At 72.3% G+C, this 14,701-nt stretch carries 11 protein-coding genes; 8 read left to right on the plus strand and 3 right to left on the minus strand.

Going from position 1 to position 14,701, the window contains the following annotated elements; genetic code table 11:
• The first annotated feature begins 579 nt into the window (after positions 1–579).
• Together ACYVOO_RS36250 and ACYVOO_RS36255 are read left to right on the plus strand one after the other, a co-directional pair.
• The gene (locus tag ACYVOO_RS36250) at positions 580–1,398 is read left to right on the plus strand and encodes an inositol monophosphatase family protein (RefSeq protein ID WP_461019981.1); all 819 of its coding nucleotides are present in this window, start codon (positions 580–582) and stop codon (positions 1,396–1,398) included.
• A 138-nt stretch (positions 1,399–1,536) separates the two neighbouring features.
• Positions 1,537–2,964, plus strand: a complete 1,428-nt coding sequence (locus tag ACYVOO_RS36255) for a phytoene desaturase family protein (protein WP_461019982.1) — start codon at positions 1,537–1,539, stop codon at positions 2,962–2,964.
• Positions 2,965–3,050: 86 nt separating this feature from the next.
• On the opposite strand, the gene ACYVOO_RS36260 is transcribed toward ACYVOO_RS36255, so the two are convergent.
• Positions 3,051–4,784 carry a BCCT family transporter gene (locus ACYVOO_RS36260; RefSeq protein ID WP_461019983.1) on the minus strand — a complete coding sequence of 578 codons (1,734 nt, stop codon included), beginning with the start codon at positions 4,782–4,784 and terminating at the stop codon, positions 3,051–3,053.
• A gap of 162 nt (positions 4,785–4,946) precedes the next feature.
• Here ACYVOO_RS36260 and ACYVOO_RS36265 point away from each other — a divergent pair, with 162 nt between their 5' ends.
• The 6 genes from ACYVOO_RS36265 to ACYVOO_RS36290 all read left to right on the plus strand — a co-directional run bounded on the left by ACYVOO_RS36265 (position 4,947) and on the right by ACYVOO_RS36290 (position 12,404).
• On the plus strand, positions 4,947–6,083 hold the full coding sequence (locus ACYVOO_RS36265; RefSeq protein WP_461019984.1) for a glycerate kinase: 1,137 nt from the start codon (positions 4,947–4,949) through the stop codon (positions 6,081–6,083).
• Positions 6,084–7,264: 1,181 nt separating this feature from the next.
• Complete coding sequence (locus tag ACYVOO_RS36270) at positions 7,265–8,086, plus strand: ABC transporter ATP-binding protein (RefSeq protein WP_461019985.1); 822 nt, start codon at positions 7,265–7,267, stop codon at positions 8,084–8,086.
• A 131-nt stretch (positions 8,087–8,217) separates the two neighbouring features.
• Positions 8,218–9,072 carry an ABC transporter ATP-binding protein gene (locus ACYVOO_RS36275; RefSeq protein ID WP_461019986.1) on the plus strand — a complete coding sequence of 285 codons (855 nt, stop codon included), beginning with the start codon at positions 8,218–8,220 and terminating at the stop codon, positions 9,070–9,072.
• Positions 9,069–9,959, plus strand: a complete 891-nt coding sequence (locus ACYVOO_RS36280) for a branched-chain amino acid ABC transporter permease (protein ID WP_461019987.1) — start codon at positions 9,069–9,071, stop codon at positions 9,957–9,959. Before ACYVOO_RS36275 ends, ACYVOO_RS36280 begins: the two co-directional genes overlap by 4 nt.
• Positions 9,952–11,118: a branched-chain amino acid ABC transporter permease gene (locus tag ACYVOO_RS36285; protein WP_461019988.1), complete on the plus strand. Its 1,167-nt coding sequence runs from the start codon at positions 9,952–9,954 to the stop codon at positions 11,116–11,118. Before ACYVOO_RS36280 ends, ACYVOO_RS36285 begins: the two co-directional genes overlap by 8 nt.
• The gene (locus ACYVOO_RS36290) at positions 11,115–12,404 is read left to right on the plus strand and encodes an ABC transporter substrate-binding protein (RefSeq protein ID WP_461019989.1); all 1,290 of its coding nucleotides are present in this window, start codon (positions 11,115–11,117) and stop codon (positions 12,402–12,404) included. Before ACYVOO_RS36285 ends, ACYVOO_RS36290 begins: the two co-directional genes overlap by 4 nt.
• A gap of 655 nt (positions 12,405–13,059) precedes the next feature.
• Here the strand turns inward: ACYVOO_RS36290 and pssA are convergent.
• Positions 13,060–13,908, minus strand: coding sequence for a CDP-diacylglycerol--serine O-phosphatidyltransferase (pssA, locus tag ACYVOO_RS36295; protein ID WP_453343626.1), 849 nt, complete (start codon positions 13,906–13,908; stop codon positions 13,060–13,062).
• Positions 13,895–14,542, minus strand: a complete 648-nt coding sequence (locus ACYVOO_RS36300; RefSeq protein WP_461019990.1) for a phosphatidylserine decarboxylase — start codon at positions 14,540–14,542, stop codon at positions 13,895–13,897. Before ACYVOO_RS36300 ends, pssA begins: the two co-directional genes overlap by 14 nt.
• Positions 14,543–14,701: the final 159 nt, after the last annotated feature.

Below are 14,701 nucleotides of genomic sequence, written 5' to 3' on the forward strand. Positions count from 1 at the left end.
CACGGGTTGTGCCCACCCTCCCCCAGCTACCGCTGGGAGGTGCCCCCTCGCCATGCGGAACGCCTGCCCACAACGGTGGTGCTGATGGCCACCGGGCGGGAGGGGACGTGGTGGGGTGTCCCCGCAAGTGGTGGCGACGAGTATGTACAGGCAGGCGAAAAGCCGACCCGCACTTGTCGCCGCCCGAGGAGACACCCCGGCACGGCACCGACCCCCACCAGCAGGCAGCCGAAAAACCGACCCGCACTTGTCGCCGCCCGAGGAGACACCCCGGCACGGCACCGACCCCCACCACACACCAACCCCACAACCACCGGCACAAACCAAGAACCACGCGGCGCCAGCCGCGACGCACCGGTCCACACGCCGCGCCGAAGCCACCGGCCCGCACCCGAAGAACGGCGCCCAGCCACCCCACTGCGTGCCACGGCGCAAAAATCAGCGCGGGACCCTACAGCGCGCACCACACTGGCCAACCGTCCCGCGCAACACCCCCGACGAACCGGCAACCCCCGTTTCCTTCCGCCCCCCGCGAAGGGGACAGCGCCGACCGCCCCCCCGCCGTGCTTCCATGGAGGCATGATCGACGATGAGCTGATCGCACAGGTCGAGAAGGCCGTCCGCAAGGCCACGGCCGACGAGGTGATGCCGCGCTGGCGGCAGCTCGGGGACGACGAGGTCGTCCAGAAGAGCGGGCCGCACGATCTGGTCACCGTGGCCGACCAGCGGGCCGAGGAGCATCTGACGCACGCGCTGTCCGAGCTGCTGCCGGGCTCCGTCGTCGTCGGCGAGGAGGCCGTGCACGCCAAGCCCGCCACGTACGAGGCGCTGCACGGCGACGCGCCCGTCTGGATCGTGGACCCGGTCGACGGCACCCGCCAGTTCGTGCGCGGTGAGGAGGGCTTCTGCACGCTCGTGGCGCTCGCCCGCTTCGGCGAGGTGCTGGCGTCCTGGACCTACGCGCCCGCGCTCGACGTGATGGCGACGGCACGGCGCCGCGGCGGCGCGCTGCTCGACGGCGAGGCACTGCGCTCCGGCTCGCCCGAGCCCGGTGCCCCGCTCCGGGTGGCCACGTCCCACCCGGACTTCACCACCGAGGAGCAGAAGCGGGCGCTGCTCGGCCTCCGTACGGAGGGCGTCGAGCCCCGCCCCTGCGGCTCGGCCGGGCTCGAATACCTCGCGGTGGCGCGCGGCGGTCTCGACGCCGTCGCCTTCAGCTGGGAGGCGGCCTGGGACCACGCGGCCGGGCTGCTGCTCGTCGCAGAGGCGGGCGGCGCGAGCGCGACGGTGGCGGACGAGCCGTTCCGGCTCGCGGGCGGCAACGCGCTGCCCTTCACCGCGGCGCGGGACGCCGCCACGGCCCGGCGTATGGTGGGGCTGCTGCGCGCGGGCCGCTGACACGCCCTGCCGGCGGCGCCCGCGGCCGGAACCGGACCAGAACCGGAACCGGAACCGGCCGGTGCCGCCGTGCGCGCGACGGGGGCGGCTGACGCCGCTGACCTCAAGGACGAGGATCGGGCGAGGGGAGAGCCGACAGTGCCATCGATCCGTGACGCGGTCGTCGTCGGAGCAGGGCCGAACGGGCTGACAGCGGCCGTCGAACTCGCCCGCCGCGGCTTCTCCGTCGAGCTGTTCGAAGCCCGGGAGTCCGTGGGCGGCGGCGCCCGTACGGAGGAGCTGACCCTCCCCGGCTTCCGGCACGACCCCTGTTCCGCCGTGCACCCCACGGGCGCGGGCTCGCCCGCCTTCCGCGACATGCCCCTGGAGCGGTACGGGCTGGAGTGGCTGCACCCCGAACTCCCCATGGCCCAGCCCTTCCCCGACGGCAGCGCGGCCGTGCTCGCGCGCTCCGTCGGCGAGACGGCGATGTCGCTGGGGCCGCGCGACGCGGGAACGTACCGCCGTCTCGTCGAACCCTTCACCGGCAAGTGGGACACCCTCGCCGCCGACTTCCTCGGCATCGGCTCGGCCCTCAACGGCCGCTTCCCCACCGACCCCGTGCTGCTCGCCCGCTTCGGGCTGACGGGGCTGCGCCCGCTGAGCTGGGTCAACCGCCGCTTCCACGACGCGAAGGCCCCCGCGCTGCTGGCGGGCCTCGCCGGACACGTCATCGCGCCGCTGTCCACGCCCGCCGTGACGGCGCCCGCGCTGGTCTTCGCGCTCGCCGCGCACGCCAACGGCTGGCCGCTGCCGCGCGGCGGCTCCCAGGCCATCTCGGACGCGCTCGCCGGGTACTTCCGCGCGCTGGGCGGTGTCATCCACACCGGTACCGAGGTGAAGCGCCTCGACGAACTGCCGCCCGCGCGTGCCTACGTCTTCGACACCTCGCCGACGGCCCTCGCGCGCATCGCGGGGCTCGGCAACGCGTACGCGAACTACCGGTACGGTGCCAGCGTCTTCAAGATCGACTACGCGCTGGACGGGCCCGTCCCCTGGACCAGCGAGGAGGCGCGCCGCGCGGGCACCGTGCACGTCGGGCCGACGGCGCGCGACATCGACACCGCCATGCGCGACGCGGTGGGCGGCCGTGCCCCGGACCGGCCCTTCCTGATCACGGCCCAGCCGTCGCTGGTGGACGGCTCGCGCGCGCCCAAGGGCAAGCACGTCTTCTGGGCGTACGGACACGTGCCCAACGGCTGGGAGGGCGACGCGACGGAGGCCGTCGAGCGCCAACTGGAGCGGTTCGCACCCGGGTTCCGCGATCTGGTGCTGGCCCGCGCGACGGCGGGCCCGCCCGAACTCGCGGCGCGCAACGCCAACTATGTGGGCGGCGACATCGCGTGCGGGTCGCCGCAGTCGCTGCAACTGGTGCTGCGCCCGAAGCTCACACGGGTGCCGTACGAGACGGCGCACCCGGCCGTGTATCTGTGCTCCTCGGCGACGCCGCCGGGTGCGGGGGTGCACGGCATGGGCGGCCACCACGCGGCCCGCGCGGTCTGGCGCCGTCTGCGCCTGCGCCGCTGAATGTTCCTTCCGCCCTCCCGGGCAGCCCTGGAGGGCGGGCACTGGCACGCCGCCCGCCGGGGTGAACCGCCGCGCGCGAACGCCGGTCAGGGGCGGAGCCGGGTCGAGCCGCCGCCGTGGAGCGCTTCGCCGACCATCGCCCGGACCGCGTCCCGCAGCCCGTACAGCGGATGGTGCCGGGGCGGCCCGGCGCCGGGATCCTCGCGCAGCTCCTTGAGCAGCGCCCAGCACAGCGCCAGCATCACCAGCACGAAGGGCAGCGCCACCAGGATCGTGCCGGACTTGAGAGATTCGAGGCCGCCCGCGAGCAGCAGCACGGCGGCCACGGCCGACATCAGCACGCCCCACGTGACGACCAGCCACGTACGCGGATGCAGCGCGCCCCTGCTCGTGAGGGAGCCCATCACCAGGGAGGCCGAGTCGGCGCTGGTGATGAAGTACATCATCACCAGCAGGATCGCCAGCACCGAGGTCACGGACTGGAACGGCAGCGCCTCCAGCGTGGCGAAGAGGGACTTCTCCGCGTTGTCTGCCTCGCCCGCCAGGCCGGCGCGGCCCGTCGAGTCCAGCCTGATCGCCGTACCGCCCATCACACAGAACCACACCGCCGAAGCGCCGCTGGGCACCAGCAGCACGCCGAGCAGGAACTCGCGGACGGTGCGCCCGCGCGAGATACGGGCCAGGAACGTGCCGACGAACGGGGCCCACGACAGCCACCACGCCCAGTAGAAGATCGTCCAGGTGCCGAGCCAGTCGCTGTGCCCGAAGGCGCCGGTGCGGGACGAGGTGACCAGGAGTTCCTGGAGGTACGGGCCGACCGTCGCCGGGATCGAGTCGAGCAGGAAGACGGTCGGGCCCGCGACGAAGACGAAGACCATCAGCAGTGCGGCGAGCACGATGTTGATACTGCTCAGCCACTTGACGCCCTTGTGCAGCCCGGAGAAGGCCGAGAGGACGAACGCGGCCCCCAGCACGACGATGACCAGCAGCTCGACGGTGGTCGTGTGCGGCACGCCCAGCGAGAGATGCAGCCCCTCCGCGACCTGGAGCGCGCCCAGACCGAGACTGGTGGCCGTGCCGAAGACGGTCGCGAAGACCGCCAGCAGATCGATGACCTTGCCCTGCCAGCCGTCAGCGCGCCGCTGCCCGATGAGGGACACGAACACGGAACTGACGCGGTTGCCGCGCCCCTTGCGGAACGTGGCGTAGGCGAGGGCGAGCCCGCCCATCCCGTAGATGGCCCAGGGGTGGAGCGTCCAGTGGAACAGCGCGTACTCCAGCCCCGTCTGCGCGGCGGCCCCCGAGCGGGGCGCGACGTCGCCGAAGGGCGGCGGATCCGCGTAGTGCTGGAGCGGCTCGCCCACCCCGTAGAACATCAGGCCGATGCCCATGCCCGCGCTGAACATCATTGCGATCCAGGCGAGGTTGTCGAACTCCGGCTCCTCGTCGTCCTTGCCGAGCCGCAGCCGCCCGAAGCGGCCGAGCGCCAGCATGAGGCACAGCACGAGGAAGACGTTCGCGGCGATCATGAACAGCCAACTGAAGTTGCCGAGCACCCAGTTCAGCGCGCCGTCGGTGAACGAGTCGAAGGAGCCCTTGCCGAGCGCCGCCCACAGCACGACGCCCGCGACGACGAGGACACCGAGGGTCACCACGGCCTTGTCCGGGGGCGGGTCGAGGGGCGGGCCTTCGCCGGAGGTGCCGGTACCGTCACCGGGCGTGCCGTCACCGGGCGTGCCGTCGCCCGGGGGGCCGTCACCGGGCGTGCCGGGGCCGTCCTGCCCGGGCGGCTCCGGGAAGGTGGTCGTATCGGTGCTCATGCCGCCCCACTATGGTGCGATACCCGCTGTTTTCTGGTGGTGCCGCGCCGTGGACGGAGGCCTCGCCGGACGGTGCGCCGTAGTCGGCGGGCAGGGGCTGCGGATAGGGTCGCAGCGGCGCGACTGCCTGTTCGAACGCAAGAGAGACCCAGGGGCAGAACCATGACAACGACGGCGCGCGTGCTGATTGCCGCGGACAAGTTCAAGGGATCGCTGACGGCCGTCGAGGTCGCCGAGCGTGTCACGGCCGGTATCAGGAGAGCCCGGCCCGAGGCCCGGATCGAGGCCCTGCCCGTCGCCGACGGAGGCGACGGCACCGTGGCCGCAGCCGTCGCGGGCGGCTTCGAGCGCAGAGAGGTGGAGGTCACCGGACCGCTCGGCGCGTCGGTCACCGCCGCGTTCGCACTGCACGGCGACACCGCCGTGGTCGAGATGGCGGAGGCGTCCGGCCTCCAGCTCATGCCGCCCGGCGTCTTCGCGCCGCTGACGGCCACCACGTACGGATCGGGCGAAGTGCTGCTCGCCGCGGTCGAGGCGGGGGCGCGCACCATCGTCTTCGGCGTCGGCGGCTCGGCGACGACGGACGGCGGCGCGGGCATGCTCGAAGCGCTCGGGGCACGCTTCCTCGACCGGGACGGCGACCCCGTGCCGCACGGCGGCGGCCCGCTCATCGAGATGGTCTCCGCCGACCTCTCCGGGCTGGACGAGCGGCTGAAGAACGTCGAGATCGTCCTCGCCAGCGACGTCGACAACCCGCTGACGGGGCCGAAGGGCGCCCCCGCGGTCTACGGGCCCCAGAAGGGGGCCAGCGAGGAGGACGTGGCCGTCCTCGACACGGCGCTCACCCACTTCACGCAGGTGCTGGCCGAGGCGGTCGGGCCCAGCGCGACGGAGGCGGCGCGGGCGCCCGGCGCGGGCGCTGCGGGGGGCATCGGGTACGGGGCGCTGGTCGGCCTGCGCGCCTCTTTCCGGCCCGGCATCGAGGTACTGCTCGACGTCCTGGGCTTCGCCCCGGCCCTGGACCGCGCGGACCTCGTGATCACGGGCGAGGGCTCGCTCGACGAGCAGACGCTGCACGGCAAGGCTCCGGCGGGGGTCGCGGCGGCGGCCCGTAAGGCGGGCAAGCAGGTCGTCGCGGTGTGCGGCAGGCTCGCGCTCGACGAGCCCGCGCTCAAGGGGGCGGGCATCGAGAGGGCGTACCCCCTCACCGATCTCGAACCCGACACGTCCCGCTGCATCGCCAACGCGGGCCCACTCCTGGAATCCACAGCAGAACGCGTGGCTGCGGCGCATCTATGAAACGAAGGGTCGCCCCTTCACCGGGTTGTGCCCCTTCACGGGGTGCGACGTTGACCGCCTCACGGGGTGCTCCTCTCCTCAGAGGGTGCGCCTGGTGTGGGTGCCCCTTTGGGGGTTCGTTCGCGTGTGGCGGGCCGGTGGCACGGGTTGTGCCCACCCGTCCCGCCAGCGGGACGATTGCCCACAACATTTTTGTGCCGCTGCACGGGGCGCGGCGTTTTTCGGGTGCGGGTGGGTGGCTTCGGTGCGGCGTGTGGTTGCGGTGCGGTGCGGCTGGCGCCGCGTGGTTGTTGGCTTGTGCCGGTGGTCGTGTGGGGTCGGTGTGTGGTGGGGGTCGGTGCCGCGGTGGGGTGTCTCCTCGGGCGGCGACAAGTGCGGGTCGGTTTTTCGGCTGTCTGTACATACTCGTCGCCACCACTTGCGGGGACAACCTCCGGGTCCGCTCCCACTGTTGTGGGCAGGCGTTCCGCATGGCGAGGGGGCACCTCCCAGCGGTAGCTGGGGGAGGGTGGGCACACCCCCCCACCGGCCCGCAGCCGCGAACGAAACCCCAAAGGGGCACCGGGCTACGCACCCCCGACAGGGGGAGTTGCGCGGGACCGGTTGCCCCGTGAAAGGGGACCGCAGGTCCCGCGCTGTGGGGTGGACCTTGGCGCACCCGGAGCTGGATAGTGGGCCACCGGCGGGACGGGGACGTGGTGGGGTGTCCCCGCAGGTCGAGAAAGTCACCGGCCGGGAGCCGAAAACGAGACCTTCACGCCGAGGAGACACCCCGGCGCGGCACCGGACACCGTAGAACACGTACCCCACACGGCCACCGGCACAAGCCAAGAACCACGCGGCGCCAGCCGCGTCGTACCGCAACCACACGCCGCGCCGTAGCCACCGGCCAGGCAGCCGAACACGGCGCCAAGCCACACGCGCACCGCCCCCGTGACGCGGCGCAAAAATCAGCGCGGGACCCTACAGCGCGCACCACACCGGCCAACCGTCCCGCGCAACACCCCCGTCGAACGGGGAACCCCCCGTTTCCTTCCGCCCCCCGCGAAGGGGACCCGTTGTGCCGTCGCACAGGCCGGGCGTCCGTCGGGTGGTCGGGGGCAGCGAACCTGGGGGATGCCGTGGACGGGGACTTCCGCCGGTGCTGAGGTGAGCGCCGAGCACCGGTGGAAGGAGGGCCGATGGCGGCCGCTTCACTGGAGGTCCGGGAGGTGTCCGTCGGCTATGGGCCGGTACGGGCGCTGAGCGAGGTCTCCCTGGACGTGCCCGAGGGAGCCGTGGTCGCCGTACTGGGCGGCAACGGCGCGGGCAAGTCCACATTGCTGCGGGCCGTTTCCCGCACGCTGCGTTTTCACGGCGGAGCGATCCGCTCGGGCACCCTCGCCTTCGGCGGCCGACGCCTGGACGGACTCCCGCCCGACCAGGTGGTCGCCGCGGGAGTGGTGCAGGTGCCCGAGGGGCGGCAGATCTTCGCCCGCATGACCGTGGCGGACAACTTACGCGCAGGAGCGCGCGGCCGCCGTGGCGCGGCAACGGCGGAAGCGCTGGCCCGCGTGCACGCGCTCTTCCCCGTACTGGCCGAGCGGTCCCGCCAGCGCGCGGGCCTGCTCTCGGGCGGCGAACAGCAGATGCTCGCGCTCGGCCGCGCCCTGATGGCGCGGCCCAGGCTGCTGCTGCTGGACGAGCCCACGCTGGGACTCGCCCCGCTCGCCTCGGCCCGGATCGCCCAGACCATCCGGGAGATCAACGCGCAGGGCACCTCGGTCCTGCTGGTCGAGCAGAACGCGGCCGTCGCGCTCAGGCTGGCGTCCTCGGCCTGTGTGCTGGAGGTCGGCGAGGTGACGCTGCGGGGTCCGGCCGACGAGCTGGCCGCGTCGGACGAGGTACGGCGCCGCTACCTCGGCATCGCCGACGAGGAGCCCCCGCAGGCCCCGGCAGCCGGTCTCCCCGCCCCCGCCGGAGCCCCGCGCCCCGTGCCGGTCCTGCGCCGGTGGTCCGCGTGACGGGGCGGCAGGGCGGTACGGAGCACTCCCGGGTGCCGGCGCCCGAGCGGCCGTCGCATTCCGCGAGCGCGAGGCCCGTATCGTCCTCGCGACCCGCACCCGTCGCACCCTCCCCGGCCTCGGAGCCCCCCGTGCCGCCGCTGGCCGTACGCGGCCTTACCGTGCGCTTCGCTGGGCTGACGGCGCTGGACGGGGTCTCGTTCACCGTCGAGCCGGGTAGTGTGCACGCGGTCATCGGGCCGAACGGTGCGGGCAAGTCCACCTGCCTCAACGTGCTCTCGGGCCTCTATCGCGCGGCCGAGGGCAGCGTCCGCCTCGGGGACGCCGAGCTGACGGGGCTCGCACCGCACCGCGTCGCGGGGCTCGGCGTGGCCCGTACGTTCCAGAATCTCGCGCTGTCCCCGCACATCACCGTCGCGGACACGCTGCTGCTGGGCCGTCACCGGCTCACCCGCGCGGGTTTCCTGGCCAGCGGGCTGCGGCTGCCGTCGGCGGCCCGCGAGGCGGCGCGGCACCGTGCGCGCGTCGAGGAGATCGCGGAGTTCACGGGCCTGGACCGGTATCTGGACCGGCCTGCCGCCACGCTGCCGTACGGGCTCCAGAAGCTGGCCGAGCTGGCGCGGGCGCTGTGCATGGAGCCGCGACTGCTGCTGCTCGACGAGCCGGTCGCGGGAATGACGGCGGACGAGCGCCGCCGCACGGCCGCGGTGATCGCGGGCGTACGCGACAGCCTCGGCATCTCCCTCGTCCTCGTCGAGCACGACATGGGCATGGTGATGCGCCTCGCCGACGCCGTCACGGTGCTCGACTTCGGCCGCCGCATCGCCGACGGGCACCCCGACGACGTGCGCCGCGACCCCGCCGTCATCCGCGCCTACCTCGGCGAAGCGTCCACGGACGACGAAGAGGCCCAGGACGACGGCGACGGCGAAGACAGCGGGACCCCTGACAAGAGCAACCGCACCGGCACGCAGGAGGCCCCGTGACCACCTTCACCGAACTCCTGCTGGGCGGGCTCTCGATGGGCGCCGTCTACGCGCTCATCGCCCTCGGCTTCGTCGTCATCTACAAGGCGACCGAGGTCGTGAACTTCGCCCACGCCTCCCTCCTCCTGGCGGGCGGCTATCTGACGGCGGTCCTCCAGGACGACCTGGGCTTCTGGGCGGCGCTGGCCGTCGGTGTCACGGGCGCGGCGGTGCTCGGCGCGGGCGTCGAGTTCCTGGTGCTGCGCCGCTACCGGGGCCGGGACCAGAGCCTGATCGCCATCGTCACCATCGGCGTCGACATCCTGCTCATCACCGACCTCACCCGGCGCATCGGCTCCCATGTCTACGGCCTCGGCGACCCGTGGGGCGACCGCGTGCTGTCCCTGGGCCCCGTCACCCTCCCGCAGACCCGTGTCGCCGCGTTCGTCGTCGCCGCGCTGCTCATCACCGCGTTCCTGTTCGCGTTCCGCTTCACGCCCTGGGGTGTGGCCATGCGCGCCGCTGCCGAACGGCCCGAGACGGCGGCGCTGATGGGGATCAGGCTGGGCCGGGTCTCCGCCTCCGCGTGGGCGGTGGCGGGCGGGCTGGCCGCCGTCGCGGCGCTGTTCCTCACCGTCTTCCCCACGCCGGGGCTGGAGCGCGGCACCTCGCTGGCCGCCTTCAAGGCGTTTCCAGCGGCCATCCTCGGCGGTCTCGACTCGACGACGGGGGCCCTGGCGGGCGGGCTCATCGTCGGTGTGACGGAGGCGCTGGTGACCGGCTACCAGAGCGATCTGACCTTCCTCGGCCGCGGCATCGGCGGACTGGCCCCCTACGTGGTCATGGTCCTGGTGCTCCTCGTCCGCCCGGCCGGGCTCTTCGGTACGAGGGAGCTGACCCGTGTCTGACCGCCCACGCCGCACCGCGCACGCCTCACCGTCGGCGGAGAACCGTGCCCCGCGCGAACAGGCGGGCCGCCGCCTCGCGGACCGCCTCCCGTACTCGCCGCCGCGCCTCATCGGCGGCGCCCTCGCGGCGGTGCTCCTCCTCGCCCTCCCCTTCTACCTCGACCGCTTCTGGCTCCAGGCCGGGCTCTTCGCCATGGCCGCTTCGATCGGCGCCATCGGCCTCACCATGCTCACCGGGTCCACGGGGCAGCTCTCCCTGGGGCACGCGTTCTTCCTCGCGGTCGGCGCGTACGGCTACTGCGCCTTCGCGGGCGTCGGGAGTACGGAGAGCGGCCACGAGCTGACCGGGCTCGGGGCCCCTCCGTGGCTGGCCGTGGTGCTCGCCGTGCTGCTCGCGGGCGCGGCGGGCGGGCTGTTCAGCCCCATCGCGGGGCGGCTGCACGGCCCGTATCTGGGCATCGCGACGCTCGCGCTGATCTTCATCGGTCAGCATGTCCTCTTCAACGCAGGTGATCTGACCGGCGGTTACAACGGACGCGAGGTGCCCCGGCTCTCGCTCTTCGGGTTCACCTTCGACGACAGCCCCGTCGTGGTGGCCTCGGTGCCCTTCGAGTCGTCAGAGAAGCTCTGGTACGCGGGCCTGGTCCTGCTCGCCCTGTGCGCGCTGTTCGCCCGGGGCGTGCTGCGCGGACGTCCCGGCAGGGCCATGAACGCGATCCGCGACCACCGTGTGGCCGCCGGGGTGATGGGGGTGCCCGTCGCCCGCTACCGCGGCGCCGTCTTCGTGCTCTCGTCCATGTACGCGGGCCTGGCCGGGGTCCTGCTGGCCCTGGTCTTCCAGCGGACGGTGCCCGACTACTTCGGGTTCGTCCTGTCACTCGAATACCTGGCGATGATCGTGGTGGGCGGGCTCGGCTCGGTCACCGGGGCCGTCCTCGGCGCCTCCTTCATCGCCCTGCTGCCCCAACTGCTCACCCGTTACAGCGATGTCCTGCCCCTCGTCTCCGCGCCCGGCACGGGCGGGGTCGCGCCGGGTGAGATGTCCCGCTATCTCTACGGCGCCGCCGTAGTCGCGGTGGTCCTCTTCCTGCCAGGCGGCCTCGTCCGGCTCGCCGTCCACCGTTCGCCGCACGCCACTGACGGAGGGTCCCCTTCATGACGACGCACACCCGTACCCGTACCCGTACCCGTACCCGTACCCGTACCCGTACACGTACCCGCGCGGTCACCCGCACCGCGCTCGCCGCCGCGCTCGCGCTCCTCGCCGCCTCCGCGTGCAGCGGCAAGTCCACGGCGGGAGGGGGCGACGGCGAGGACGCGCAGGGCGTCAAGACAGGCGCCGGGGTCACGGAGAAGACCATCACCCTCGGCGCCCTCACCGACATGACGGGCGTCTACGCCTCGCTCGGCAAGAGCGTCACCCAGGCGCAGCAGCTCTACATCAAGCAGACCAACGCGGACGGCGGCATCTGCGGCCGCAAGCTCGACCTCACCGTCCGCGACCACGGCTACGACGCGGGCAAGGCCATCCCCGCCTACACCGAGCTGGAGCCCGAGGTCCTGGGCTTTGTCCAGTTCCTCGGCTCGCCCTTCGTCAGCGCGGCCAAGAGCCGCATCGAGAAGGAGGACAAGGTCCTGGTCATCCCGATGGCCTGGTCCGCCTCCCTGCTGGGCGACGAGCACATCCGCGTCATCGGCGCTACCTACGACGTGGAGACCGTCAACGCCGTCGACTTCCTGGTGAAGGAGAAGGGCCTGAAGAAGGGCGACAAGGTCGGCCACGTCTACTTCGAGGGCGACTACGGCGAGAACGCGCTGGAGGGCGCAGAGGAGGCGGCCAAGAAGCACGGACTGACCCTCGTCAAGCAGAAGATCAAGCCGACGGACGAGGACATGTCGGCGCAGGTCTCCGCGTTCGACAAGGCGGGCGTCAAGGCGGCCCTCGTCAGCGCGGGGCCGCGGCAGGCCGCGTCGCTGGTGGGGCTGGCGGCGGCGAGCGGGCTCAAGATACCGATCGCCGGCAACAACTCGGCCTTCGCGCCGCAGCTGCTCAAGACCCAGGCGGGCAAGGCGCTCCAGGGTGACTACTACGTCGCCGCCTCCACCCTGCCGATCGGCTCCGAGGAGCCGGGGCCGAGCAAACTGGCCCGTGCGTACGCCGCGGAGTACCCCAAGGCCGTCCTCGACAATGGCGTGATCGCGGGCTACAACGCCACGGCGGTCTACGTCCAGGCCCTCAAGAAGGCGTGCGAGGCCAAGGACCTCACCCGCGAGGGCGTCACCAAAGCCCTGCTGTCCCTGCGCGCCTACGGCAACGGCTTCGGCATCACCCACGACTTCTCGAACCCGGACAAGCCCTCCACTCGCGAGAGCTACATCCTCAAGCCGGACGAAAAGGCAAAGGGCGGCCTGGTGGTAGCCCGCGACGCGCAGACCGCAGACTGAAACACCGGCTCCCCCCTTCACCGGTTGCACCCCTTCACGGGGTGCGCGGTGAAGGCCACACGGGGTGCCCGTTTCTGGCAGGGGTGCGCCTGCCTGGGTGCCCCTTTGGGTTTCGTGCGCGGGTGCGGGCCGGTGGGTGGGTTGTGCCCACCCGTTCCGCCATGCGGAACGCCTGCCCACAACAGTGGTGGCTGGGCCCGTACCGCGAGGTGCGGGCACACAGCGTGGGAACAAGTGGAGGGGTCACCGACCTGCGGTTGGCCACCGGGTGGGAGGGGACGTGGTGGGGTGTCCCCGCAGGTCGAGCAAGTCACCGGCCGAGAGGCAAAAACGAGACCTTCACGCCGAGGAGACACCCCGGCGCGGCGCCGACCCCCACCACCCAGGCACCCCATAACCACCGGCGCAAGCCAAGAATCACGCGGCGCCAGCCGCGTCGCACCGTCACCACACGCCGCGCCGAAGCCACCGGCCCGCACCCGGAAACGGCGCCCCGCCACACGCGCAGCGCCTCGTGCAGCGGCACAAAAATCAGCGCGGGACCCTACGGCACCCACCACACCGGCCAGCCGTCCCGCGCAACACCCCCGTGACGCGTAATGGGCGTGGGCCCCGAGCTTCTGCTCGGGGCCCACGCCCATTACGTTCACTCCGCTCAGCCCTGCGCAGCAGTCCGCGCCTCGCGGCGGTTGTCGCGGAACGTGTTGACCCGTCGCGCCGTCGCGAACAGCGGGATCACCGCGCCGAGGACGACCTGAAGCGCGCACCCCGTCTGGAGCAGCAGCTCACCGCCGGGCGCGTCGAACGCCCAGGCCGCCAGCAGCCCCATGCTCGCCACGATCCAGCCCAGCATGGCGACAGCGAGGCTGCCCCGCGGCTTCGGGTACTCGACCCGGCTCACCATCAGCCAGGCCACACCGATGATGGCCAGCAGCGTCGGCAGGAAGGGAAGTTCCAGCAGCACGATCGAGACGACCGTCAGCGCCCCGAACGGGCTCGGCATCCCCTGGAAGATGCCGTCTCTCAGCGTGACGCACGAGAACCGCGCGAGCCGCAGCACCACAGCCAGCAGCACCACCACCGCGGCCACCAGCGAGACCCGCTGGTTCGCGTCGTTGGCGACCATGCCCCACACGCTCACGAAGTACGCGGGTGCCAGGCCGAAGCTGATGAGGTCCGAGAGGTTGTCCAGCTCGGCGCCCATCGCGGAGCTGCGCAGCTTGCGGGCCACGAGGCCGTCGAACAGGTCGAAGACGGACGCGAGCAGCATCAGTACGACGGCGGTCGCGGCGCTGTGCCGCGCCATGCCGCCGTCCTCGCTGCCGGTGAGGTGCGGGATCAGCACGCCCGTGGTGGTGAAGTACACCGCCATGAAGCCGCACGTCGCGTTGCCCAGCGTCAGCGTGTCCGCTATCGAGAGCCGCGTCGACAGCGGCATCTCGTCGTCGTCCTCGTCGGTCTCCGGGACCCACGAAGCCTGTGTATCGGGATCAATCACGGTCAATTCGAGTCACCCCCGCGGTCGTGGTCTGGCCGACCTCGACGGCGGCCTCGACTCCCTCCGGCAGATAGATGTCCACCCGGGAGCCGAAGCGGATCAGCCCGATGCGCTCGCCCTGTTCCACCTTGGCACCCTGCGCCACGTAAGGAACGATCCGGCGCGCCACGGCACCGGCGATCTGAACCATCTCGATGTCGCCCAGCTCCGTGTCGAAGTGCCAGACGACGCGCTCGTTGTTCTCGCTCTCCTTGTTGAACGCGGGCACGAAGCCCCCGGGGATGTGCTCCACGGACGTCACCGAGCCCGCCAGGGGCGCGCGGTTGACGTGGACGTTCAACGGGCTCATGAAGATCGCGACGCGGGTGCGCCCGTCCTTCCACGGCATGATGCTCTGCACCACGCCGTCGGCGGGAGAGATGACGCGGCCCTGCGTGATCTCGCGCTCCGGGTCGCGGAAGAACCACAGCATGCCCGCCGCGAGCGCGGTGGCAGGCACGGCGACCGCTGCCGCCTTGCCCGAGCGGCGGGCCCGGAACAGGCTGACGGCGGCCGTGGCCACTGTCGGGAGGAGCCACGGCGACGCCCCGCGTGCGAGGCGGACGCGACCGCTGGGTGCAGAGGATGGGCTGTGGGGCATGGATGACCTTCGTAGCGGAGGGAGCCGCGTATTCGACGGGGGGACGGCGGCTTTCCGGGATGCTATCGGTTACTGGTGGCAACTGGGCAAGCCAGAGCGCCAGTCAGTGTGCGAAGTCCCAGATCGGGGTGTGATCTTGATCCCCAAGAAAACACCCCG

It is taken from the genome of Streptomyces daliensis (assembly GCF_054782395.1).

What these genes read in the sequence shown, in the direction of transcription:
- ACYVOO_RS36265 (WP_461019984.1), top strand. Translation starts at nt 4,947, where the DNA reads ATGACAACGACGGCGCGCGTGCTGATTGCCGCGGACAAGTTCAAGGGA.
- ACYVOO_RS36290 (WP_461019989.1), top strand. Translation starts at nt 11,115, where the DNA reads ATGACGACGCACACCCGTACCCGTACCCGTACCCGTACCCGTACCCGT.
- ACYVOO_RS36270 (WP_461019985.1), top strand. Translation starts at nt 7,265, where the DNA reads ATGGCGGCCGCTTCACTGGAGGTCCGGGAGGTGTCCGTCGGCTATGGG.
- ACYVOO_RS36300 (WP_461019990.1), bottom strand. Translation starts at nt 14,542, where the DNA reads ATGCCCCACAGCCCATCCTCTGCACCCAGCGGTCGCGTCCGCCTCGCA.
- ACYVOO_RS36250 (WP_461019981.1), top strand. Translation starts at nt 580, where the DNA reads ATGATCGACGATGAGCTGATCGCACAGGTCGAGAAGGCCGTCCGCAAG.
- ACYVOO_RS36260 (WP_461019983.1), bottom strand. Translation starts at nt 4,784, where the DNA reads ATGAGCACCGATACGACCACCTTCCCGGAGCCGCCCGGGCAGGACGGC.